Origin of the sequence: Streptomyces sp. NPDC079167 (genome assembly GCF_040686735.1) — a bacterium.
In the GTDB taxonomy this organism is placed as follows: Bacteria; Actinomycetota; Actinomycetes; order Streptomycetales; family Streptomycetaceae; genus Streptomyces.
Genome location: NZ_JBFBLO010000029.1, coordinates 15,067 through 35,572 on the forward strand (window position 1 = coordinate 15,067; position 20,506 = coordinate 35,572).

At 72.0% G+C, this 20,506-nt stretch carries 18 protein-coding genes; 6 read left to right on the forward strand and 12 right to left on the reverse strand.

Translation table 11 applies throughout. From position 1 onward, the window contains the following. Positions 1–35: 35 nt before the first annotated feature. From AB0P41_RS34785 to AB0P41_RS34800, 4 genes are all read right to left on the reverse strand, one after another. Positions 36–617 (reverse strand): DUF4865 family protein, encoded by a 582-nt coding sequence (locus AB0P41_RS34785; protein ID WP_356707243.1) that lies wholly within the window; start codon positions 615–617, stop codon positions 36–38. Between the two features lie 11 nt (positions 618–628). After that, positions 629–1,207, reverse strand: a complete 579-nt coding sequence (locus AB0P41_RS34790) for a TetR/AcrR family transcriptional regulator (protein ID WP_365936061.1) — start codon at positions 1,205–1,207, stop codon at positions 629–631. A gap of 118 nt (positions 1,208–1,325) precedes the next feature. Further along, a complete protein-coding gene (locus tag AB0P41_RS34795; protein ID WP_356707241.1) occupies positions 1,326–1,850 on the reverse strand; it encodes an ATP-binding protein in 525 nt (174 codons plus the stop codon). A 214-nt stretch (positions 1,851–2,064) separates the two neighbouring features. Then, positions 2,065–2,427, reverse strand: a complete 363-nt coding sequence (locus tag AB0P41_RS34800; protein WP_356707240.1) for a hypothetical protein — start codon at positions 2,425–2,427, stop codon at positions 2,065–2,067. A 237-nt stretch (positions 2,428–2,664) separates the two neighbouring features. Between AB0P41_RS34800 and AB0P41_RS34805 the strand changes: the two genes are divergently transcribed. Beyond that, positions 2,665–3,798 carry a PLP-dependent cysteine synthase family protein gene (locus AB0P41_RS34805; protein ID WP_365936062.1) on the forward strand — a complete coding sequence of 378 codons (1,134 nt, stop codon included), beginning with the start codon at positions 2,665–2,667 and terminating at the stop codon, positions 3,796–3,798. Positions 3,799–3,811: 13 nt separating this feature from the next. Here the strand turns inward: AB0P41_RS34805 and AB0P41_RS34810 are convergent, their stop codons facing one another. The 3 genes from AB0P41_RS34810 to AB0P41_RS34820 all read right to left on the reverse strand — a co-directional run bounded on the left by AB0P41_RS34810 (position 3,812) and on the right by AB0P41_RS34820 (position 6,376). Further along, on the reverse strand, positions 3,812–4,945 hold the full coding sequence (locus AB0P41_RS34810; RefSeq protein ID WP_365936063.1) for a PP2C family protein-serine/threonine phosphatase: 1,134 nt from the start codon (positions 4,943–4,945) through the stop codon (positions 3,812–3,814). A 95-nt stretch (positions 4,946–5,040) separates the two neighbouring features. Further along, complete coding sequence (locus AB0P41_RS34815; protein ID WP_356707237.1) at positions 5,041–5,475, reverse strand: SRPBCC family protein; 435 nt, start codon at positions 5,473–5,475, stop codon at positions 5,041–5,043. A 70-nt stretch (positions 5,476–5,545) separates the two neighbouring features. After that, entirely contained in the window at positions 5,546–6,376 is an 831-nt protein-coding gene (locus AB0P41_RS34820) for a DeoR/GlpR family DNA-binding transcription regulator (RefSeq protein WP_365936064.1), read from the reverse strand. A gap of 279 nt (positions 6,377–6,655) precedes the next feature. On the opposite strand from AB0P41_RS34820, the gene AB0P41_RS34825 reads away from it, so the two are divergent. Beyond that, on the forward strand, positions 6,656–9,058 hold the full coding sequence (locus AB0P41_RS34825) for a hypothetical protein (protein ID WP_365936065.1): 2,403 nt from the start codon (positions 6,656–6,658) through the stop codon (positions 9,056–9,058). Here the strand turns inward: AB0P41_RS34825 and AB0P41_RS34830 are convergent. The 5 genes from AB0P41_RS34830 to AB0P41_RS34850 all read right to left on the reverse strand — a co-directional run bounded on the left by AB0P41_RS34830 (position 9,028) and on the right by AB0P41_RS34850 (position 14,703). Continuing rightward, the gene (locus tag AB0P41_RS34830) at positions 9,028–11,460 is read right to left on the reverse strand and encodes a right-handed parallel beta-helix repeat-containing protein (protein ID WP_356707235.1); all 2,433 of its coding nucleotides are present in this window, start codon (positions 11,458–11,460) and stop codon (positions 9,028–9,030) included. The two genes, AB0P41_RS34825 and AB0P41_RS34830, sit on opposite strands and share 31 nt — an antisense overlap. A gap of 206 nt (positions 11,461–11,666) precedes the next feature. Continuing rightward, positions 11,667–12,284, reverse strand: coding sequence for a hypothetical protein (locus AB0P41_RS34835; RefSeq protein WP_356707234.1), 618 nt, complete (start codon positions 12,282–12,284; stop codon positions 11,667–11,669). Between the two features lie 141 nt (positions 12,285–12,425). Continuing rightward, positions 12,426–13,250: an MOSC N-terminal beta barrel domain-containing protein gene (locus AB0P41_RS34840; RefSeq protein WP_356707233.1), complete on the reverse strand. Its 825-nt coding sequence runs from the start codon at positions 13,248–13,250 to the stop codon at positions 12,426–12,428. A gap of 45 nt (positions 13,251–13,295) precedes the next feature. After that, positions 13,296–13,781, reverse strand: a complete 486-nt coding sequence (locus tag AB0P41_RS34845) for a DUF6643 family protein (RefSeq protein ID WP_365936066.1) — start codon at positions 13,779–13,781, stop codon at positions 13,296–13,298. Positions 13,782–13,980: 199 nt separating this feature from the next. Then, positions 13,981–14,703 carry a FadR/GntR family transcriptional regulator gene (locus AB0P41_RS34850; RefSeq protein ID WP_356707231.1) on the reverse strand — a complete coding sequence of 241 codons (723 nt, stop codon included), beginning with the start codon at positions 14,701–14,703 and terminating at the stop codon, positions 13,981–13,983. A 196-nt stretch (positions 14,704–14,899) separates the two neighbouring features. On the opposite strand from AB0P41_RS34850, the gene AB0P41_RS34855 reads away from it, so the two are divergent. The 4 genes from AB0P41_RS34855 to AB0P41_RS34870 all read left to right on the forward strand — a co-directional run bounded on the left by AB0P41_RS34855 (position 14,900) and on the right by AB0P41_RS34870 (position 20,494). Continuing rightward, a complete protein-coding gene (locus AB0P41_RS34855) occupies positions 14,900–16,162 on the forward strand; it encodes an SLC13 family permease (protein ID WP_356707230.1) in 1,263 nt (420 codons plus the stop codon). Between the two features lie 64 nt (positions 16,163–16,226). Further along, positions 16,227–17,684, forward strand: coding sequence for an acyl-CoA synthetase (locus AB0P41_RS34860; RefSeq protein ID WP_356707229.1), 1,458 nt, complete (start codon positions 16,227–16,229; stop codon positions 17,682–17,684). 112 nt (positions 17,685–17,796) lie between these two features. Beyond that, positions 17,797–19,125 carry a GDSL-type esterase/lipase family protein gene (locus tag AB0P41_RS34865; protein WP_365936067.1) on the forward strand — a complete coding sequence of 443 codons (1,329 nt, stop codon included), beginning with the start codon at positions 17,797–17,799 and terminating at the stop codon, positions 19,123–19,125. Positions 19,126–19,201: 76 nt separating this feature from the next. Then, a complete protein-coding gene (locus tag AB0P41_RS34870) occupies positions 19,202–20,494 on the forward strand; it encodes a TerD family protein (protein WP_365936068.1) in 1,293 nt (430 codons plus the stop codon). The last annotated feature ends 12 nt before the right edge of the window (positions 20,495–20,506 follow it).

Here is a 20,506-nt window from a genome sequence, read left to right on the forward strand (position 1 = left end):
GGGGCACGGCCACGCTCAGGCCGTGCGGACCGGGCTCACCATTGCTTCCCGTGCCTCAGCCGGTCACGCTCCGGCGACGACAGGTGCAGCACCTCGTAGCGGTCGCCCGGGCCGCCGGACGGCTCGTCCTGCCAGAGCGTGAAGTGGATCAGCTCCCAGCGGCGTGGGTCCACGGCCAGCGCGGTGGCGACGGCACCGGGAGCGGCGGCCAGCCGGCGGCTCTCCTCCAGCGCGGCCTCCACCGCGACAGCCGGGGCCGTGGTGTCCTCGATCCGCTCGCGGTGGCGGACAGCGGTGCGGGGGAGTGCCGCCGATGCCGCCCCCTCCTGGAAGAGGAGCCCGGTCCAGTGCTGCACCTCGGGGCGGCCGAAGTCGTCGACGATCCCCTGGAACCCGGGGCCCCAGAGGAAGGTGTTCATGCCCTCGGGGGCGGACCACAGGTACAGCGGTGCGTACTGGTTGACCGGCGAGGTGTCACCGCGTTCGCGGACCAGGTACGCCTTGAGGCCCAGCCCTGGAAAAGCGTCGAGGAGATGCCCCCTGGTCGCGACCCGTTCCCGGATGATCCCCATGTCGTAGTCGGCGGGCAGGGTGATCTCGTACTGCATGGCGTGCATCGCGTTGCCCCTCAGACTGTGCGGTTCGCTTGGACGTGCGGGGCGAGCAGGGAGAGCAGTCCCTGGACGGCCGAGTCGAAGGCCGCCGGCGATCCGGACGCCCGGGCCAGGACGTAGCCCCCCTGGACCGTGGCCACCACGGCCGCCGCGATGTCCCGGGGTGCGAGGCCCGGGGAGAACTCGCCCGCGTCCAGGCCTTCCTGGAGGATCTCGGCGAGCCGGCCGCGCAGCCAGTCGATCGTCTCGTCGACCGGTGCGCGCAGCGCGTCGCTGGCCACCACGTCGGGATCCATCGTCAGCCGCCCCACCGGGCAGCCCCGCAGCACGTCACGCTCGCGCAGCAGATAGGCCGAGATCCGCTCGTACGCCGATCCGGGGCCGTCAAGCAGGCGGCCGGCCGCCTCCCGCATCTCCGCGGATGTGCGGAGCACGGCGGCGAGCGCCAGGTCGGGCTTGCCCGCGAAGTGGTGGTACATGCTTCCCTGGCCCGCCCCGGCCCGCTGCTGGATGGCCTTGGGGCTGGTGCCGACATAACCGCGCTCCCACAGGAGCTCCTGGGTGGCTTCGACCAACCGGTCCGGAGTGCTCATGAACTCCACTGTACATACCAGTAGGTACAGAATCCATGGCGAAACGGAGCGGAGCGCGTCGGTCCGCGAGGACCGGCGCGCTCCTGTGTTCGGTGTACGGCCCTCGGCCGCCTTCCCGTCAGCCGACGACGGCCGACCGGGCCCGCGTCCGTGCTGTCGTCGGCTCCATGAGCCCCGCGACGTCCGAGCCGAACGGGCCGTCGGTTGTCGACCCGTACACCGGGAGAGGGGGCAGGGCGGTGGTGAACGACGGTGCGGGCAGGGTGAACCAGATGACCTTTCCCGCGTCGGCGCTCGGTCGTACGCCCCAGCTCTCGCTGAACGCGGCGATCATCGCCAGTCCGCGCCCGGAGGTGGCGGACGACTCGGCGTCGCACACGGTCGGCAGCCGGGGATCGTGGTCGTGGACGGAGACCGTCAGCCTGTCGAGCAGCAACTCGATCTCGACGGTGCATGATTTGTCCGGCTGTGCGTGCCGGTGGACATTGGTCAGCAGTTCGGTGACGCCGAGCGCTGCCGGGTCGATCAGAGGATCGAGATGCCAGTAGCGCAGTTGCGCCGAAATGATTCTGCGGACCTGACCGATCCGCGGCGGCAGGGCTTGGAGCTCCACCGCGCAGTGCCTGCTTGGCTCGCTGATCACGGCTGCGACTCCCCGAAATAGGTCCGGAAGAAGACGAAGGAACGGATCCAGCAGATGGCTGGCTGCTGTTTCTGGTCATGCGTGGTCCGCCCTGCGTGGCTCCCGGCGGGGGCGGCTTTCGCTGTCACCGCCGGTACACCATCAGTGACGTGTGACCAGCGTGACTCAGGGGGTTGGGCTCCGCAACTCGCGGTGTCCTTACCGGACCGTAGAGTCAGACACGCCGTCCAGCGGCGCTGCGCAGTGCCTCCAGGAATCTGCGCACCGGCGCTGCCCCACCGGGCCTGCGGTTGCGCTGCCCCATGGTCAGCCGGTACCGCACGCCGTTGATCCGGGCGACCGCCGAGTCGGCGGCCAGGAACCATGGCTTCCCGGCACTCACCGCGGTGACCGGGGCGCTGGCGATCTCCCGCCCGTTGCTCGTCAGCAGCACTATCCGGCCGTCCTCGACGATCACCTGGCCCGCTCTGGTCAGTGACCGCGCCCACCGGCGGATCCTGACGTCGCTCGCCCTGAACTCGGCAGCGCCGAACTCCCGCGCGCCGAAATCCGCAGGGCTGAATTCTGTCTCGGCCATGGCGACTTCGCCCCCCCTTGTACCGGCTTCTGCAATTCTGCCCGTGGAGGGGGCCCCTAAGCCAGGCCTCACCGCGATCGATTCCGGCCGCGGCCCGCACCGGACACGCGTCCGGGGCGTGCCGGTGGGACGCCCGGGCCAAGGGAGGCCTATGGGTCGCCAAAGTAAACGTTTGCGCAGGTGGGGGGAATATCGTGGGTCCTACGGAGAACCGTCGTCACCCGAAGGAGACCGCTGATGGACACCGGTGAGCACACACCTGGCGGTGGCGTCATGGAGACCGCCGACGTCGACCGGAGCGACCCCGACTACCGGGCCTGGCTCAAGGAGGCGGTACGCAAGGTCCAGGCGGACGCCAACCGTTCGGCGGACACCCATCTCCTGCGCTTCCCGCTGCCCGAACACTGGGGCATCGACCTCTACCTCAAGGACGAGTCGACGCACCCGACCGGCAGCCTCAAGCACCGGCTGGCCCGCTCCCTCTTCCTCTACGGCCTCTGCAACGGCTGGATCCGCCGCGGCAAACCGGTCATCGAGGCATCCAGTGGCTCGACGGCCGTCTCGGAGGCGTACTTCGCGAAGCTGATCGGCGTGCCCTTCGTCGCGGTGATGCCCAGGACCACCAGCCCCGAGAAGTGCCGCCTGATCGAATTCCACGGTGGGCAGTGCCACTTCGTCGACGACTCCCGCAGGCTGTACGAGGAGTCGGCGGCCCTCGCGGCCGAGACCGGCGGTCACTACATGGACCAGTTCACCTACGCCGAGCGCGCCACCGACTGGCGGGGCAACAACAACATCGCCGAGTCCATCTACCAGCAGCTGAGGCTGGAACGGTATCCCGAACCCGCCTGGATCGTCGCCACCGCCGGCACCGGCGGAACCTCCGCGACCATCGGGCGCTACGTCCGCTACATGCAGCACGACACACGGATCTGCGTGCCGGACCCGGAGAACAGCTGCTTCTTCGACGGATGGACCCGCCACGACCAGCTGGCGACCAGCGACTGCGGCTCACGCATCGAAGGCATCGGCAGACCCCGGATGGAGCCGAGCTTCGTGCCCGGGGCCATCGACCGCATGATGAAGGTCCCCGACGCGGCCAGCGTCGCCGCCGTCCGGGTGCTGGAGCGCGCCATCGGCCGCAAGGCGGGCGGCTCGACCGGCACCGGGCTGTGGAGCGCCTTCAAGCTGGTGGCCGAGATGGTGGAGAGGGGAAGCGCCGGGAGCGTCGTCACGCTCTTCTGCGACCCGGGCGACCGCTATCTCGACAAGTACTACTCGGACGAGTGGCTGAGCGGGCAGGGGCTGGACATCCGGCCGTACACGGAGACGATCGACCACTTCCTGGCCACCGGCACCTGGCCCGCCTGAGCCGGGCGGCCGCTCACCCCGGACCTGGAAGCCGTTCCACCGCGACGAGGGCGGCGTCGTCGCCCAGGCGGCCGCCCGCGTGGCGCAGCAGATCGGCGCAGACCCGCTCCAGCAGGGGCTCGGGACCCATACCCGGCCACGAGGCCACCCGCTCCGCCAGCGGATAGAAGTCGCCCGAGCCGTTCCGCGCCTCCGTGACCCCGTCCGTGTACAACAGCAGCACGTCACCGGCCCGGAAGGCGAACACGTCCTCGGTATGGCCCCCCGCGGTCAGCGGTCCGACCCCGAGAGGCGGAGCCGGCTCCGTCGCGTCGAGGGCGTCCACGCGGCCCGCCCGCAGGAGCAGTGGCGGCGGATGTCCGCAACTGACGAGACGGAGCTCCCGCACCGCATCCGGGACGTCGAGTACGGCCGCGGTGACGAACACCTCGGCGATGTGCTGGTCATCGGCCGGATCCTCCGCCTCGGTCAGGGAGTCGATCTGCTGGGCGGCCACACTCGACTCGAGCCGGGCGACCAGACCGGGCAGATGTTCCTCCTGGCGGGCCAGGGCACGGAAGGCGCCGAGGACACCGGCGGCGCTGCTGATGGCGTCGAGGCCCTTGCCGCGGACGTCACCGATGATCACCCGGGTCCCCCGGGGCGTGCGGGCGGTCGCGTACAGGTCACCGCCGAGCTGGGCGCCCTCCTCGGCCGCCAGATAGACCGAGGCGAGGCGCAGCGGGCCGCTGCGGCCGGGCAGGGGCCGGAGCACACTCCGCTGGGCCGCCTCGGCCACCGTGCGCAGCTGCACCATCTCCGCCGCGTGCCGCTCCCGCAGGTGGGCGAAGAACGTCACGATCGCCGAGATCAGGAAGAGGGCGGCGATCTGGTACATGTGATTGAGGTCGGTGATGGTGGTGCGTGCCAGCGCCACGACCGCCTGGGCCAGCACCGCCACCGCGCCGACGAACGCGGTCAGGCGCGGACCGGCGAACGACGCGGTGAGCGCCGGGGCCGCCACGAGGAACGGACCGAGGTGCACCTCGGGCGGAACGACGACGTCGACCACGGTGACGACGGCGATCAGGGCGAAGGCCACCGCGAGAGAGGCCCGGGTCCGCCGGGTACCGCCGTGGAGTCCGTGTACCGATCGCCGCACACCCATGGATCCGGGATACCGCATCACACCCCTCGCCGCCCCTCCAGGACGATGGCACCCCGAGACACCGCACCCCGTCGGCCGGAAGGCGCGGCCGGGCGTCAGTCGTCGAGCAGGGTACCGAGCACCCGGCCGAAGACCCGCCGTCCCGCGCCGGCCAGCAGTGGATCCGTCCAGCGCGGCAGCAGCCTCACACGCAGCTCCTCGACCCAGATCACATGCGAGCCCGATCCGGTGGGGCACACGTCGATCGACGCCTGGCCGCGCACCACGGAACCCCGCTTCTCCAGCCGGCACAGCCCCGCCCGCCCGGCGGCCGGCGGGGTCCACCGCACCACTTCCATCGGATCGTCGAAACCCAGCGGCCCCACACCGGTGCGGGCCACGAAGACCGTCCCGGTCCGGGTGGGAGAGCCCGCGCGCACGGTGACCGAGGTGAACGGAACGGTCCCGCCGTGCCGCTCCCAGTCGGTCACCCGTCGCCACGCCTCGGCGGCGGGGAGGGGAGTGAAGCGCTCTATGCGGAATACGGCCACAGTCCGATCCTAGGACGTCCGCCGCCCGCGGGCCCGGGAACGGAAGGCGTGGGCCGCACCCGTCGCAGGACTACTCGTCCGCCGGCCCGCCCGCCACCACCAGGCCCGGAAGGTGCTCCTCGATCTCCTGCCTGATGAGGTCCGGCAGACCCGCGTCCGTCACGAAGGCATCGACCTCGTCGAGCGCCGCGAACGAACTCAGGCCCACCGTGCCCCACTTGGTGTGGTCGGCGACCACGACGACACGCCTGGCCGCCCGCACGAAGCGGCGGTTCGTCTCGGCCTCCGCCAGATTGGGCGTGGAGAGACCGGCCTCGACCGAGATCCCGTGCACACCGAGGAACAGGACGTCGAAGTGGAGCGAGCCGATCGCGCGGTCCGCGACCGGCCCGACGAGCGAGTCCGAGGGCGTACGCACCCCGCCGGTCAGCACCACCGTGGCCGCACCGGCCCGCCCGCCACCCGACGCCGTCGGCCGCTGCGCGCCGTGGAACACATCGGCGACCCGCACCGAATTCGTCACCACGGTCAGGCCCGGCACCTCCAGGAGATGCCTGGCCAGCGCGTACGTGGTCGTGCCGCCGGAGAGTGCGATCGCGCTGCCGGGCAACGCCATCCCGGCCGCCGTGCGCGCGATGTCCTCCTTCGCGCTGAGCTCCAGCGTCGACTTCGCCTCGAAACCGGGCTCGTGCGTGCTCGCCTCGACGACCGGCACGGCTCCGCCGTGGACCTTCTCGATGACACCCTGGCGCGCCAGCGCGTCCAGATCCCGGCGGATGGTCATGTCGGAGACGCTCAGCTTGCGGGTCAGCTCGTTGACCCTGACCCCGCCGCGCTTGCGCACATCGTCCAGAATGAGCGCACGCCGCTGCTCCGCGAGCAGATTCTGATTCTCGCTCAACGCCGGGCCCCGGTCCTTCGCTCTGTCCGCACGGTCCGGCAGCGGTCCTGCGGGACCCCCTCATCCTCCCACGCACGCGTACGAGCCGTCCCACTGGGGAGATTCGGTGAGAGCCGGTGCGGCGGACGGCTCCCGTCGGCGATGGTGGTGACTGCGCATCAGCCAACTCGCCCCGCGCACACCAGCCCAGCTCGCCCCCGCGCATCAGCCCGGCGCGTTCCGGACGAACAGCCACCCCCCGGCCGCGAGCCGGAAGGACCAGAGAGCGAGTCACCGACATTGCCCCCTGCCCCCCAGGCCGAGGCCGCGCAGAGCGGCGGCGTCGCACTGGAACTGCTCGTCCACGGTGTCGGCGGAACCACTCCGCAGGAGATGCTCGGCGACCCGCGTACGACCAGGATCACCGGTGACGCCACGGCCGCCATCCACCGGCGCACCGAGGACGTCGGAGCCGAACACCACCCCGAGCGCCACCGGGACGGCCCCATCGAGGAGGCCTACTGCTGGTCCAACCTCACCTCGGGCAACGGCTCCCGCGCCCTGTGGCTGCTGCTTCTCCCCTTCATGGTCGTCAACCTCGCCCACTGGATGCGGCCCGCCGCCCAGGGGCGTAAGCGGACGGTCCGGCTCTACGGGGTGCTGGTACGGCTCCTCGCGCTCAGCCTGACCGTGCTCCTGACCGCGGCGGTCTGCGAGGTCGCCCTCGACCTGGTGGCCTGGCAGTGCGCGGGGACGCCCGAGTGCTCCGTGCAGCGCTCCTGGCTGGGCTTCCTCTCCACGCGGCAGGACGGCTGGTTCTCCCAGCCCGGACGCCGCCTCGCCGTCGCGGCGCTCGTGCCCGCCGCCCTGGTGGGACTCCTCTGGTACCTGTCCAACCGCACCTGGAGCGCCTACGAGTCACAGCGCTCCCTGACCTGGGACGAACCGGACAGTGCGGAGACGGACGAGGAGGCGGACACGGACGCGGCCGCGCGGGCCGGCGCCCCCGTCGTCCGTCCGGCCATGGGCAGGCCCGGCTTCTGGTACGGACGCAGGCTGGTGGCCCGGCTGCGCGCGGCTCACACCGCTGCCGGCCTCCTCACGGTCGCGGCCGCGGTCGGCAGCACGGCTGCGCGGCACGACCGATCCGCCGACAGCCCCGTACCACCGGTCGCCGGCTTCCTGTTCGAGACCGTCCTGGTCCTGTGCGCGATCGTCGTCGTCACGGTGGTCTGCCACCGGGGACGCAGCGAGCGACGCCTCGACAACCGCCTCGACCGGGCCGTCACCACCTTCCTGCCCGGCGCCGCCCTCGCCCTGCTGCTCGGCGCTGTCGTGTACGCCGGCTGGTCGCGCCCCGGCTGGGTGTCCTCGGGCGCCCTCTCCGGCGAGACGGTCTTCCGCACGCTCGCTCTGGGCCAGGGGCTGCTCGTCTCCGTACTCGCAGTGGTGGCCCTGAGCCTGTACCGGCGCGCTCCCGAGCCGCGCACCACCCTCCACGGTCTCGGCGGACCGGCGGTGGCCATGCTCGCCTGTGCGCTCGGCGGGGTGATGACCGGCGGGATCGCCCAACGCGTGGCCGACTGGCTCGACGGCCCCGGGACGCCCGGCATGGGTGCGGGCGCGGACATAGAGGGGCCGCCCGCGCTCCTCAGCTGGCAGGCCTCCGTCATCCCGGTCCTGCTGCTGCTCCTGCTTCCGCCCGTGGTCTGGCTGGCCGTCCGCACCGTGCGCCGCGCTCGCCGGCTGGGGCCCGCCGTCGAGGCGGAGTACGAGGAGAAGCACCCCGAGCCCGGGCGTACCCGGCAGATCGCCCGCACCCGGGCAACCGCCGCGCTCACCGATTCGGCGCCGGGGATCCTCGGACTGCTCTCCGCCGCCACTCTGCTGCTCGGCGCCGGAGCGGTGACCGGTTCCTGGCTCACCGGCGAGGTCCCCGGCCTCGCGACCGACGGCACGGGCCCGCTCGTCGAGTCGGCCGCCGAGACCGCCCAGTCGACCGGCTCCTGGATGACCGGTTTCGGCGTGATACTCCTCGTCACCTGGGGACGCCGTGCCTACCGTGACGTCTCCGCCCGGCGCACCATCGGCATCCTCTGGGACGTGGGCACGTTCTGGCCGCGTGCCGCCCATCCGTTCGCACCGCCCTGCTACGCGGAGCGGGCCGTCCCGGACCTCTCGTCCCGGATGTGCGCCTGGACGGGGAGCACCCGGGGCAGGCTCGTCATCTCCGGCCACTCCCAGGGCAGTGTGCTCGCCGCGGCAGCGGTGTGGCAGCTCCCCGACTCCGCCCGGCGCCGGGTCGCGCTGCTCACCTACGGATCCCCGATCGAGCGCCTGTACGGGCGCTGGTTCCCGGCCTACTTCGGCCGGGTCCCCCTCGAAGGGCTGCACCGGTCCGTCCACTGCTGGCGCAACCTCTGGCGTTCGACGGACCCGATCGGCGGCCCCGTCAGGATCGACGAGGGGCCGGACCACGAAGTGGACCGGGGCCCGCTCAAGGACCCGCTGGTCTACGGACGCACCCCCGAACACCCGCTGCCGGAGCCCGTCCTGGGGCACTCGGACTACCAGGCCGACCCGGTCTTCGCCGTCGAGCGTGCCGCGCTCCTGGAACGGCTCGATCCGGTCGTACCCCAGCAGGCGGGCGCGGTAGGCCGGGGCAGCACCGCTCAGGGAAGCGCCGGAAGGTCCTCGGGATAGAGCATGGTCAGCTCCTCGGTGGTCGGTTCGGGAAGCTGGGCGACCCGGCCCGCGTGCCGCTCCACCATCGACTCGAAGGTCTGACGAGCCGTCCGGCCGTTACCGAAGGCGGGGCCCTTGGGAAGCGCCGTGAAGTACTTGAGCAGCGCTTCCCCCGTCCCCTCCGCCAGGCTGTACTCGTGCTCGTCGCTCTGCTGCTCGACGATGCGCAGCAGTTCTTCGGGCTCGTAGTCGCTGAAGGTGATGGTCCGCGAGAAGCGGGAAGCCACACCGGGGTTGACGGTGAGGAAGCGCTCCATCTCGTGCGTGTACCCGGCCACGATCACCACCACGGCGTCGCGGTGGTCCTCCATCAGCTTCACCAGCGTGTCGATGGCCTCCCGGCCGAAGTCGCGGCCGGAGTCCTCGGGTGAGAGCGCGTACGCCTCGTCGACGAACAGGACCCCGCCGCGCGCGCGGTCGAACGCCTCCTGGGTGCGGATGGCGGTGGACCCGATGTGCTCGCCGACCAGATCGACACGGGACACCTCCACGAGATGGCCGTGCTCCAGGACACCGAGCGAGGCCAGGATCTCCCCGTACAGCCGGGCCACCGTCGTCTTGCCCGTGCCGGGGGAGCCGGTGAAGACCAGGTGCCGGCGCACCGACGCCGCCTTCAGACCGGCCAGCCGGCGGCGCCGGCCCACTTCGATCATGTCGGTCAGCGCCCGCACCTCACGCTTGACGCTGTCGAGCCCCACCAGCGCGTCGAGCTCGCCCAGCACGGCGCCCGAGTCGCGCACCGGCTCGACGGGCGCCGCGGGGACGGCAGGGGGCTCGGCCGTCCGCTGCCCGGGCATCGCGCCCAGCAGCCCGGGCGTGGTCTGCGTCGCGGTCAGGACCGGCGGGGGCGGGGGAGTGGCGCCGCGCAGGCCGCTCTCGTCGCTGGTGCAGTCCCGCGCCACCGGACCACCGGCGCTGCCGTCGCCGCCGGAGCCGTCGGCGAACTCGTATCCGCCCCGCGCGCACCGCTCGGTCCGGCACCGGGTCAGGGTCGAGCGGCAGCCGTCCATCACGTGGAAGCCGTAGCCGTCGCTCCCCGTGACCCGGCAGCTGTCGAAGGTGCCCCGGCCCTCCGCGGAGACATAGAAACCCGCCTCCGCGGGCGAGGTGACCGTGCACCTCTCGATGGTCGGGTCGGCGCCCTTGGTCACGATGACCCCGGTCTGCGCCGCGTCGATCGTGCAGTTGTTCAGTGTGCCGCCGCTGCCGTGGTCCCGGAACCACGCTCCGGTGGAGGCCTCGCGGATCCGGCAGTCGTCGAGCTGCGCGGTGGCACCGTCGCTCACCGAGACCGCCGTGTTGCGGATCTGGGTCAGATCGCTGTCCACGACGTCCGCGCGTGAGCCCCGGTCGAGGACGAAGAGGGCGTCGGGCACGTCATGGACACGGCACGAGTCGAGTATCACCGTGGCGCCGTCGCTGACCCACACCGCCGGATAGTCCCCCGTGCTGTCGTGGATCTCGCACTGGTTGGCGTCCACGCGGGTGCCCGGGTCCCAGACCGAGAGACCGTTGCGGCCGAATCTGCGGACGGTGGAGCGGGTGAGGGTGAGGACCGAACGGGAGCGCAGGTCGATCGCGTTCTCCGGGATGTCGTGGATGTCGCAGTCCGCGAGCGTGAGGACCGCGTCGGTGTCCAGGGTGACCCCGTCGGCGGACGTGCGGTGCACCCGGCAGTCCGTGAGGTGCGCGGTGCCCCGGGAGGAGACCTGCACCCCACTGCCCTTGATCTCGTACACCTCGCAGCCCACCGCCTCCAGTCCGCTGCCCTCCCCGGTCACGCTCAGCCCCGCGCCCGACGAGTGGTGCACGCGGCAGCGCTCGAGCCGGGGGTGTGCGCCGTCGCGGACCGAGACGCCGGACTGGCCCGCCGAGACGATCTCGCACTCCTCGAACACGCCCCCGGCGCCGTCGAGTACGGCGATGCCCACGCCCGCCGGGTTGTCGACCGTGCAGCGGCGCACGGTCGGCCTGGCGGCGCCCCGCACCTCCATGCCGGCGGCCGACCTGGTCACGATGCGCAGGTCCGACAGTTCGGGGGCGCCCTCCTCGACGAGCAGCGCCGGGGCGGCCGAGTCCTGGCCCTCCACATGCAGGTCCTGGACGACGGCGGAGGCGCGGACGGTCAGCGGGACACCGTCGGCCGGCGCGATCCGTACCGAACCCGCGGATCCCTCGGGTCCGCGCAACGTCACCGCGCGGTGGACGACGAGATTCTCCCGGTAGGTGCCGGGGGCGATGGTGAGGACGTCACCGTCCGCTGCGGCCTCCAGGGCTGCGGTGAGGGATGCGTATTCGCCCGTGCGGCGCCGCCATCGCGATGTGCCGGTGTGCGTCACCTGGACCGTGCCCTGTGCCATGGTGCTGCTGTGCCCCCACCTCGTGCCGTGTGCGCTGCCCCGTACGTGTCCGCAAGGGCCGCCGGTCGGCCGGCAGCCCTCCGGCCCGCCTGCCGAGGAGTCGGGCGGGCCGGTCCACCGTAGCGCGCGTGACGGGCGCGAGTTGACGGGTCGGCCGCCGAGGGCCACTGGTCAGCCGGATACGCGGGGGACCTGCGCCCCCGGGGTCAGCTGCCCGTACCCGTTCTGCCCCAGTCGGGGCCGACTTCGGCCCACGCGCGGTCGAGCCGGGTGTACCGCCGTTGCATCATGCGCCATACGACGAGCCTGCGGGCGGTTTCGGTCAGACCGCCCGCGATCAGCGTCGCACCTATGCCTGCGAGCACCGCGTGGGTGCGGGCGGTGGACATGTCCATGGGACGCATCGCGGGGCGGCCCCGGTCGTCCGTCCAGATCCGGATCCGGGTGCCGGGCGCGGTCTCCGTGGACCCCGTCGACACGGTGCCCGTACGTGCCGTACCGTCCGGGGCGAGCCAGTCGGCCACCACCGACGTACGCAGGGAGCCCTCGGCGACGGCCGCCTCGGGGTCCTGGGCGAAGCGGGAAGCGCCCGGGGCCGCGCGGACCACGACGGCCGCGGTCGGATGGCGTTGCTCGTGCTGGGCCCGCACCGTCCGCCGGAGCGCGTCGTCCGTGAGCGCGCCGGCCTTCCAGCCGATGGCCGGTGCCGCCAGCAGCATCAGGAGCAGCGCGGTCAGCGCCACCCATGCCTCGTGCCGGTCGGTGGCCCGGCACACCGGATTGTGCCGCCACCGCCGGATTCCCAGAACCGCTCGCACAGTCATGCACCCCCTTCCCTGTCCGTGATAACCCGCGAGGGCGGCGATTGCGTCCTCCGACGGCGAAGAGAGAGCAACCTCACGCCGGCAACGGCCCCCGTGCCCCGCCGAGTTCCGGTCCGCTCCGGCTTCCGGTGCGCCCGGTGGTCAGCCGGGGATCCGCACCGGGTCCCCGGGCCGGATCACGCCGGTGCCCTCCGGGACCATGAGCCGGCCGAAGAGAAGGTAGCTGCCGTCCCGGCGGTGCCGGGCGAGCGTGCGCAACGGCTCCTTGCCCCGCTCACCGGTCCGCTGGTCGGTGGTCGCGATGACGCACCGTCCGCACGGCTTGACGACACGGAACGCGACCTCCCCGATCGTGATCCGTTTCCAGTCGTCCTCGGCCCAGGGCGCGGTGCCGTCCACGACCACGTTCGGCCGGAAGCGGTTCATCGGCAACGGCCCCTCGTCCGGATGATCCCCCTGGGCCACCAGCGAGTTGAGCGCGTCCAGCGAGGCACGCGTGGTGAGGAGCAGCGGGAAGCCGTCGGCGAGCGATACCGTCTCGCCCGGGCGGCCGAACTCCGGATCGAGGGGTCTGCGGTGCGACGGCGCGTCGAGATGGACGAGCCGGACCTCCGCACCGAGACGCGCCCCGAACCACGCGTGGGCGGCATCAGCGGCCGGCACCGTCGTGACCTTGCTCCGGTGGAGCTCCGCGACGACCGTGCGGGCCGGATCGGGCACCTCCACCGTCAGGGACGGGCTCCCGGGTGCCGACAGCACGAGCCCGCCGCCCGGCACCGGCTCGGCGGACAGCTGCGCCATGCGCGGCTGCTGACGCTGTGTGACGACCCTGCTCGCGCTGTCGATCAGCATCCAGCGGCGGTCGCCGGCGAGTCCCCATGGCTCGACGACGGCCTCGTCGGCGGCGTGGGCAGCCAGCGACTTGACCGGGTGGATGTGTACGGAACCGAGCACAGGCGAGAACATGCGCTCATCCTGACACCCGTCACCGACAACGGCAGGCGCCGTCCGTCAGTAGCCCCGGCTCTGGTAAGGGCGGTTGTACGGATCCTCGTACGGCGACTGCGCGGGAGCGGGCACGGGCCGGGCCGCCGCGGGACGCATCGCCTCGTAACCCGTGCCGGGCCGCTGCTGTTGCTGCTGGTATCCGCGGGGCGACGACGGCTGCTGCGGGATGTACGGGGCCGGAGCGTGCTGCAGCTGCGCGGGCTGCATCATCGGCGCCTGCTGCATCCCGGCGTTCTGGTACTGCGGCTGAGGCGCCTGCTGCGGGTAGCCGTAGGACCCGGTCTGCTGCGACGGGGCCGCGGGCAGCGCCGGAAGCGCCGACGGCAGGGCCGGCAGGTAGCTGTTCCCGGTGTCGTAGGCGGCGGGCACCCGGATCGGTGCGATCTGAGGGGTCCCCCGCTCGGCCACGAGGGAGTCGTAGATCGGGGTGTCGGGGAACGACGGCGCGGCGTAGTAGCCGCTGCCGTAGGTGGAGCGGGGGGAGGTCATGAGACATAAGTTAAGCCCACGATGTGCCGGTTGGGGAGCCCCAATCCTGCGGTTATCCGATTTACGCTGTTTCTGGCCGTCTGACCTGCTGAAACACGGCTCAAGCTTCCGTGAACGGCGGGGGCTTTTCTCATGGCCTGCGAGAAGCGACGCACGCGCCGCGCGGGGCGGCACCCGCCCGGCCCTCGCCCGCGCCGGTTCAGGACGTCCTGTCGGTGGTGTCCGGTTCGGGGTTCCAGTCCAGGAGCCTCACCTTCGCGACGGTGCGCACATGGCGCCGCATCGCCGCGGCGGCGGCCTTGCCGCGCCGCTCCTCGATCGCGTCGAGGATCGCCTGGTGCTGGGTCAGGGAGCGGCCGGGCCGCCGCGGCTGGCGCAGGGACTCGTGCCTGCTCTCCGTGATCTGGTCGGCGATCGACCGCATGAAATCGGCCAGCAGCGCGCTGTGGGCGGCAGCGGTCACCGCGGCGTGGAAGCGCCGGTCGCCTTCGATGCCGTGGCCGCCGTCGGCGATCTCCGCGGCCATGTGGGCGAGCGACGCCCGCAGCGCGGTCAGATCCTCCTCGGTGCGCCGTTCCGCCGCGAGTTCGGCAAGTTTGGTCTCCAGTGCCTCGCGCGCCTCCAGCACGTCGGGCAGTCTGCGCCGGCGCTCGACGAGCCGCTCGACGGGTTCGGCGTCCAGCCCGTCCCCGAGGAGGTAGGTGCCGCCCCCGTGCCGCACCTCGACGAGCCCCTGCACCTCGAGGACGACGATGGCCTGCTTCACCGAGGCCCGGGACACTCTCAGGCGCTGGGCGAGGTCGCGCTCGGGCGGAAGCCTGTCGCCGGCCACCAGACCGCTCTCGGCGGCGAACGAGCGCAGCCGGTCGAGCACTTGCTCGTACAGCCGCGTACGTCCCATGGGCCGCAGTGCGTCGGACATCCCCTGCCCCTGTTCCGGAGGCCCCCGCGCCCTCCTGGCACCGGCAGCGTAGCAGCGCCGGGTGGTCCGGAGGCTGAACCAATTCCTGCGCACCCCCTTGACGGCTGTTGCCGCTCCCCGGACTCTGAGTGCCGTCAACAGGCAAAGTGGCTCATCCACCAGACCAATGAGGGTCGGCCCAGGACAGGAGCCCGCAATGTCCGCGGAACTCATCTCTATCCTCGTACTCGTGGTGGTCTTCGTGATCGCCACCACCCGCTCGATCAACATGGGCGCGCTGGCCTTCGCAGCCGCCTTCGTGGTGGGGGAACTGGTCGCCGACCTGGACGCGGACGGCATCTTCGCCGGGTTCCCCGGCGACCTCTTCGTCGTCCTGGTCGGCGTCACCTATCTGTTCGCGATCGCCCGGGCCAACGGCACCACGGACTGGCTGGTGCACGCCTCCATACGCCTGGTCGGCGGGCGCATCGCCCTGATCCCCTGGGTGATGTTCGTGATCACCGGGGCGCTGACGGCGATCGGCGCGGTCAGTCCCGCGGCGGTGGCGATCGTCGCCCCGATCGCCCTGAGCTTCGCCGCCCGTTACGGCATCAGCCCGCTGCTGATGGGTGCGATGGTGGTGCACGGAGCGCAGGGCGGCGGATTCTCCCCGATCAGCATCTACGGCTCGATCGTCAACGGCATCGTGGAGCGCGAGAACCTGCCGGGCAACGAGATCGCCCTGTTCCTCGCCTCGCTGGCCGCCAACCTGGTCATCGCCGGTGTGGTGTTCGTGCTCTTCGGCGGCCTGAAACTCCCCCGGCACGGTGCCACGGACGGCGACGAGTCACCAGGGCCCCCCGCCGAAGAGGAGACCACCCGGCTCGACGCGCCCCGGGCGGCCACCCTCGTCGCGCTGATCGCCCTGGTCGTCGCCGTGCTCGGCTTCGATCTGGACGCGGGCCTGACCGCCATCACACTCGCCGTGCTGATCAGCGCCGCGTGGCCGGACACCAGCCGCAAGGCGGTCGGCGCGATCGCCTGGCCCACCGTGCTGCTCATCTGCGGCGTCCTGACCTACGTCGGCGTGCTGGAGGAGATGGGCACGATCACGTGGGCCGGGGAGGGCGTCGGAGGCATCGGCGTACCGCTGCTCGCGGCGCTGCTGCTGTGCTACATCGGCGCGATAGTCTCGGCGTTCGCCTCCTCGGTCGGCATCATGGGGGCGCTGATCCCGCTGGCCGTGCCGTTCCTCGCACAGGGAGAGATCGGGGCGATCGGCATGATCGCGGCACTGGCCGTGTCGGCGACCGTGGTGGACGTCAGCCCCTTCTCGACCAACGGCGCACTCGTCCTCGCCGCGGCGCCGGACGTCGACCGGGACCGCTTCTTCAGACAGCTGATGGTCTACGGCGGTGTCGTCGTCGCGGTGGTACCCGCCGCGGCGTGGCTCGTCCTGGTGGTGCCGGGATTCGGATGACTCCCGGCGGACCGCCGCCCGCGGCCCTCCCTCTCCCGCCGTTCCGTCGATCGGAGTACGACGCGTGAATGCCCCCACGGCACTGTTCCCCGCGCTCGCCGAGCGCAGTGCACGGCCCGCCCTGCGGTTCGGGGACCGCACCCTCTCGTACGAGGAACTCGCGGCGTCGGCGGGCTCCCTCGCCGCGGCCCTGGGCACGGCCCGCCGGGTCGCGGTCTGGGCGACGCCGACCCTGGAGACCGCCGTCGGTGTGGTGGCGGCCCTCCTCGCCGGGGTGCCCGCGGTGCCGCTCAATCCACGGACCGGCGAGCGGGAGCTGGCGCACATCGTGTCAGACAGCGCGCCGACGCTGGTCCTGGCCGCAGCGGACGACGCGCTCCCCGCCGCGCTGGACGGACTGCCCCGCCGGAACATCGACGCACACGGGGGGCCGACGGGAGCGGTGCCCGCCGAACCCGGCCCGGACCACCCCGCCCTGATCGTCTACACCTCCGGCACCACCGGCCCGCCCAAGGGCGCCGTCCTGCCACGCCGGGCCCTGACCAGCACGCTGGACGCCCTTCAGGACGCCTGGGGGTGGGACGCCGAGGACGTACTGGTGCACGCGCTGCCGCTCTTCCACGTGCACGGGCTCATCCTCGGCATCCTCGGGCCCCTGCGGCGCGGGGGATCGGTGCGCCACCTCGGGCGGTTCAGCACCGAGGGGGTGGCACGGGAGCTGAACGCCGGGGCCACGATGCTGTTCGGGGTCCCGACCATGTACCACCGCATCGCCGAGGTCCTCTCCACGGCGCCGGGCGACCCCGCGCTCGCCCGGGCGCTGTCCGGTGCGCGCCTGCTCGTGTCGGGATCGGCGGCGCTTCCGGCGCGTGACCACGAACGGATCGCGCAGGCGACGGGCCGGACCGTCATCGAGCGCTACGGGATGACGGAGACCCTGATGAACACCAGCGTGCGCGCGGACGGCGAGCCTCGGGCCGGAACCGTCGGAGTGCCCTTGCGCGGGGTCGAGCTGAGGGTCGTCGACGAGGAGGGCGCACCGGCCGGCACGGGCCCGGACGTCGTGGGCGAGATCCAGGTGCGGGGCCCGAACCTCTTCACGGAGTACCTCAACCGGCCCGAAGCCACCGCCGAGGCGTTCACCGCGGACGGGTGGTTCCGCACGGGAGACATGGCGGTGCTCGATCCGGACGGCTACGTCCGCATCGTCGGCCGTAAGGCGACGGACCTCATCAAGAGCGGCGGCTACAAGATCGGGGCGGGTGAGATCGAGAACGCGCTGATGGAGTACCCCGGCGTGAGGGACGCTGCTGTGACGGGCGAGCCGGACGCCGACCTCGGCGAGCGGATCGTGGCGTGGATCGTGCCGGAGGACCCCCGGCACCGCCCCGGCCTGGCCGAGCTGGCCGGTCACGTCGCCGCTCAGCTCGCCCCGCACAAGCGTCCGCGGACCGTGCGCTACCTGTCCGAGCTCCCCCGTAACGACCTTGGCAAGATCATGAAGCGGGCTCTTCGGGCGTGAGGCCCGGGCACGGACGGGCGTAAGCGCACGGGCCCCTGAACCTCCCGCCGGAGCGCGGCCGGAGGACACCGGCACACGAACCCCTCCTCTCTCCGCACGGAAAGGCAAGCCGTTGATCCAGTCCTTCCTCGCCCGAGCCCGCCGCCTCCGGGCCCCGCAGGGCAGACGTACCTCGATCGCGTTGGCCGCCACCGCGATGGCCGCGGCGCTCACCGTCTCGGCACCCACCACGAACGCAGTGGGTGACACCGCGTCCGGGCAACAGGCCGGCACGCGTGGCTGGTTCACGTCCTGGGCGAACTCGCAGCACGACCTCGCCCCCACGCCCTTGCATGACCAGACCGTCCGCATGATCAGCCACCTCAGCCAGGGGGGTGACGCGCTCCGCATCCGGATCCAGAACACATTCGGTACGACCCCCCTCACGGTGGACGCCGCCACCGTGGGACTCACGGACGGCAGGAGCGCTGCCACGCGAGGGCGCCCACGGCCCGTCACCTTCGACGGTCGGCCGGAGGCAGTCATCCCCGCCGGCGGTGAGCTCTGGAGTGACGCCACGGCCCTGAGGACCCGCGCCCGGACGGACATCGCGGTCTCCCTGTCCGTCTCCGGCACCGTCGTCCCCGGCCGGCACGGGACCGCGTTCCGTACCAACTACCTGACCGCTCCCGGCACCGGGGACCACACCCGCGACACGGGTCCCGCCGCCTACACGGAGACGACCGAGTCCACCTACCTGGTCACCGCCGTGGACGTGCACAACCCGCGCCTGAAGGGCAGCCTCGTCGCCTACGGCAGCTCCGTGGTCGACGGGGTCGGGTCCACCGACTGCGGCCCCGGCTGCACACGACTCGGCGCCAACCGCCGGTGGACCGACGACCTCGCACGGCGGATCAACACGGAGCTGCCCCCCACGGGCCGGCTCGCGGTGGCCAACGCCGGCGTCAACGGCACCACCAGCGCCCCCGACTGCCCGAAGCTCGCGGGACCCCTGCGCGGTCTGGACGCTGGGGCACGCCTGGAGAGGGACGTCCTGGCCCTCCACGGAGTCACCGGGGTCCTCTACTACTACGGCACCAACGACCTGCCCGCCGGATGCGACGCCCAGCAGGTGCTGGCGAGCTACCGTGACACCTTCCGACGGCTGCACGAGGCCGGCATCAAGGTGTACGTCACACCGGTGACCCCCCGCCCCGGCTACACCGACGAGCACAACAGGGTCCGCCACACCGTCAACTCGTTCGTCCTGAACCGGAACGACTGCAGTGGCACCTGCGACGGCATCATGGGCTTCGACCAGGTCCTCAAGGACCCGGTGGAACCGAACGCCATCAACCCGTCCTACGACACCGGCGACGGTGTCCACGTGAACATCTCCGGGCAGGAGGCCCTGGCCGGCACGCTCTCGCTGCCGATGCTCGCGTCCTCGGCACATCGGTGACTCCCGTCCAGGTGTGGGCTCCCCGCAGGTCCGGGGATTAGGTTGGCGGGAGACTCTCCGGGCAGCCGGACTCGTGATGGGGGCGAGCATGACCATGCAAAAGGGAACCAATGTCGCGGTGCCGGCCCGGACCGTACGGGTCGAACTGGGCCGGCGTACGTCACCCGGGACACCGGACGTGGACGCCTCGGCACTCCTTCTCGTGTCCGGCAAGGTCCGCAGCGACGCGGACTTCGTCTTCTACAACCAGCCGGAGCACGCGTCCGGAGCGGTGCGCCACGAAGGCAAGCAGACGTCGGCGGGCGCCGTCACGGAAAGCCTCGCCGTGGATTTCTCGCGCATGGAGCCGGCGATCGACCGCGTCGTGATCGCTGCCTCGGCAGACGGCGGCACGTTCGGACGGGTGACCGGCCTCTACGTGCGGATCGTGAACCCGGCCGACGGCTCCGAGATCGCGCGCTTCGAGAGCGCGGACGCGACCGTCGAGACCGCGTTCATCCTCGGTGAGCTCTACCTGCGCCAGGGCGCGTGGAAGTTCCGGGCCGTAGGACAGGGATACGACACCGGACTCGCGGGCCTCGCGACGGACTTCGGTATCTCCGTCGACGAACCGCAGCAGGCGCCCTCGCCCCGGCAGCCGCAGCAGGCGCCCCCGTCCCGGCAGCCGCAGAGGGCTCCCGAGCAGCCCGCCCGTCCTGCCGCCCCCACGCCGCCGCCCGCCCCGCCCGCTGTGCGGCTGACCAAGGTCACGCTGACCAAGGAAGCCCCCACGGTGTCGCTGTCGAAACAGGGCGGCACATCCGGAGCGCTGCGCGTCAATCTCAACTGGGAAGTGCGCAAGCAGTTCAAGGGCTGGGGCGCCAAGCTCGGCAGGGCCGTCGCCATGCACGCGGACCTGGACCTCGATCTCTGCGCACTGTACGAGCTCACGGACGGCAGCAAGGGAGTCGTGCAGGCGCTGGGAAACGCCTTCGGCTCCCTCCGGCAGCCGCCCTACATCCTCCTGGACGGGGACGACCGTACGGGCGCGGTCTCGTCCGGCGAGAACCTCACGGTCAACCTCGACCACAAGGACCGGCTGCGCCGCGTCCTGATCTTCGTCACGGTCTACGAAGGCGCCCGGAGCTTCGCCGACCTGCACGCCACGGTCACGCTCCAGCCGCAGAACGGCGCGGCGATCGACTTCTCCCTCGACGAATGCACCGTGCCCTCCACGGTGTGTGCCCTTGCGCTGATCACCAGCGACGGGGGAGACCTCACCGTGCAGCGCGAGGCCCGCTACCTCGTCCCCCAGCGCGGTGTCAGCCCCCAGCGGACCATCGACGCCGCCTACGGGTGGGGCATGAACTGGACACCCGGGCGCAAGTGACCCGCCCCGGCC

Excerpts from the sequence above, each read along its gene's own strand:
- AB0P41_RS34855 (WP_356707230.1), top strand. The coding sequence starts at position 14,900 with ATGTCCGCGGAACTCATCTCTATCCTCGTACTCGTGGTGGTCTTCGTG.
- AB0P41_RS34830 (WP_356707235.1), bottom strand. The coding sequence starts at position 11,460 with ATGGCACAGGGCACGGTCCAGGTGACGCACACCGGCACATCGCGATGG.
- AB0P41_RS34790 (WP_365936061.1), bottom strand. The coding sequence starts at position 1,207 with ATGAGCACTCCGGACCGGTTGGTCGAAGCCACCCAGGAGCTCCTGTGG.
- AB0P41_RS34840 (WP_356707233.1), bottom strand. The coding sequence starts at position 13,250 with ATGTTCTCGCCTGTGCTCGGTTCCGTACACATCCACCCGGTCAAGTCG.
- AB0P41_RS34845 (WP_365936066.1), bottom strand. The coding sequence starts at position 13,781 with ATGACCTCCCCCCGCTCCACCTACGGCAGCGGCTACTACGCCGCGCCG.
- AB0P41_RS34805 (WP_365936062.1), top strand. The coding sequence starts at position 2,665 with ATGGACACCGGTGAGCACACACCTGGCGGTGGCGTCATGGAGACCGCC.
- AB0P41_RS34835 (WP_356707234.1), bottom strand. The coding sequence starts at position 12,284 with ATGACTGTGCGAGCGGTTCTGGGAATCCGGCGGTGGCGGCACAATCCG.
- AB0P41_RS34850 (WP_356707231.1), bottom strand. The coding sequence starts at position 14,703 with ATGTCCGACGCACTGCGGCCCATGGGACGTACGCGGCTGTACGAGCAA.
- AB0P41_RS34810 (WP_365936063.1), bottom strand. The coding sequence starts at position 4,945 with ATGGGTGTGCGGCGATCGGTACACGGACTCCACGGCGGTACCCGGCGG.
- AB0P41_RS34800 (WP_356707240.1), bottom strand. The coding sequence starts at position 2,427 with ATGGCCGAGACAGAATTCAGCCCTGCGGATTTCGGCGCGCGGGAGTTC.
- AB0P41_RS34870 (WP_365936068.1), top strand. The coding sequence starts at position 19,202 with ATGGGGGCGAGCATGACCATGCAAAAGGGAACCAATGTCGCGGTGCCG.
- AB0P41_RS34785 (WP_356707243.1), bottom strand. The coding sequence starts at position 617 with ATGCACGCCATGCAGTACGAGATCACCCTGCCCGCCGACTACGACATG.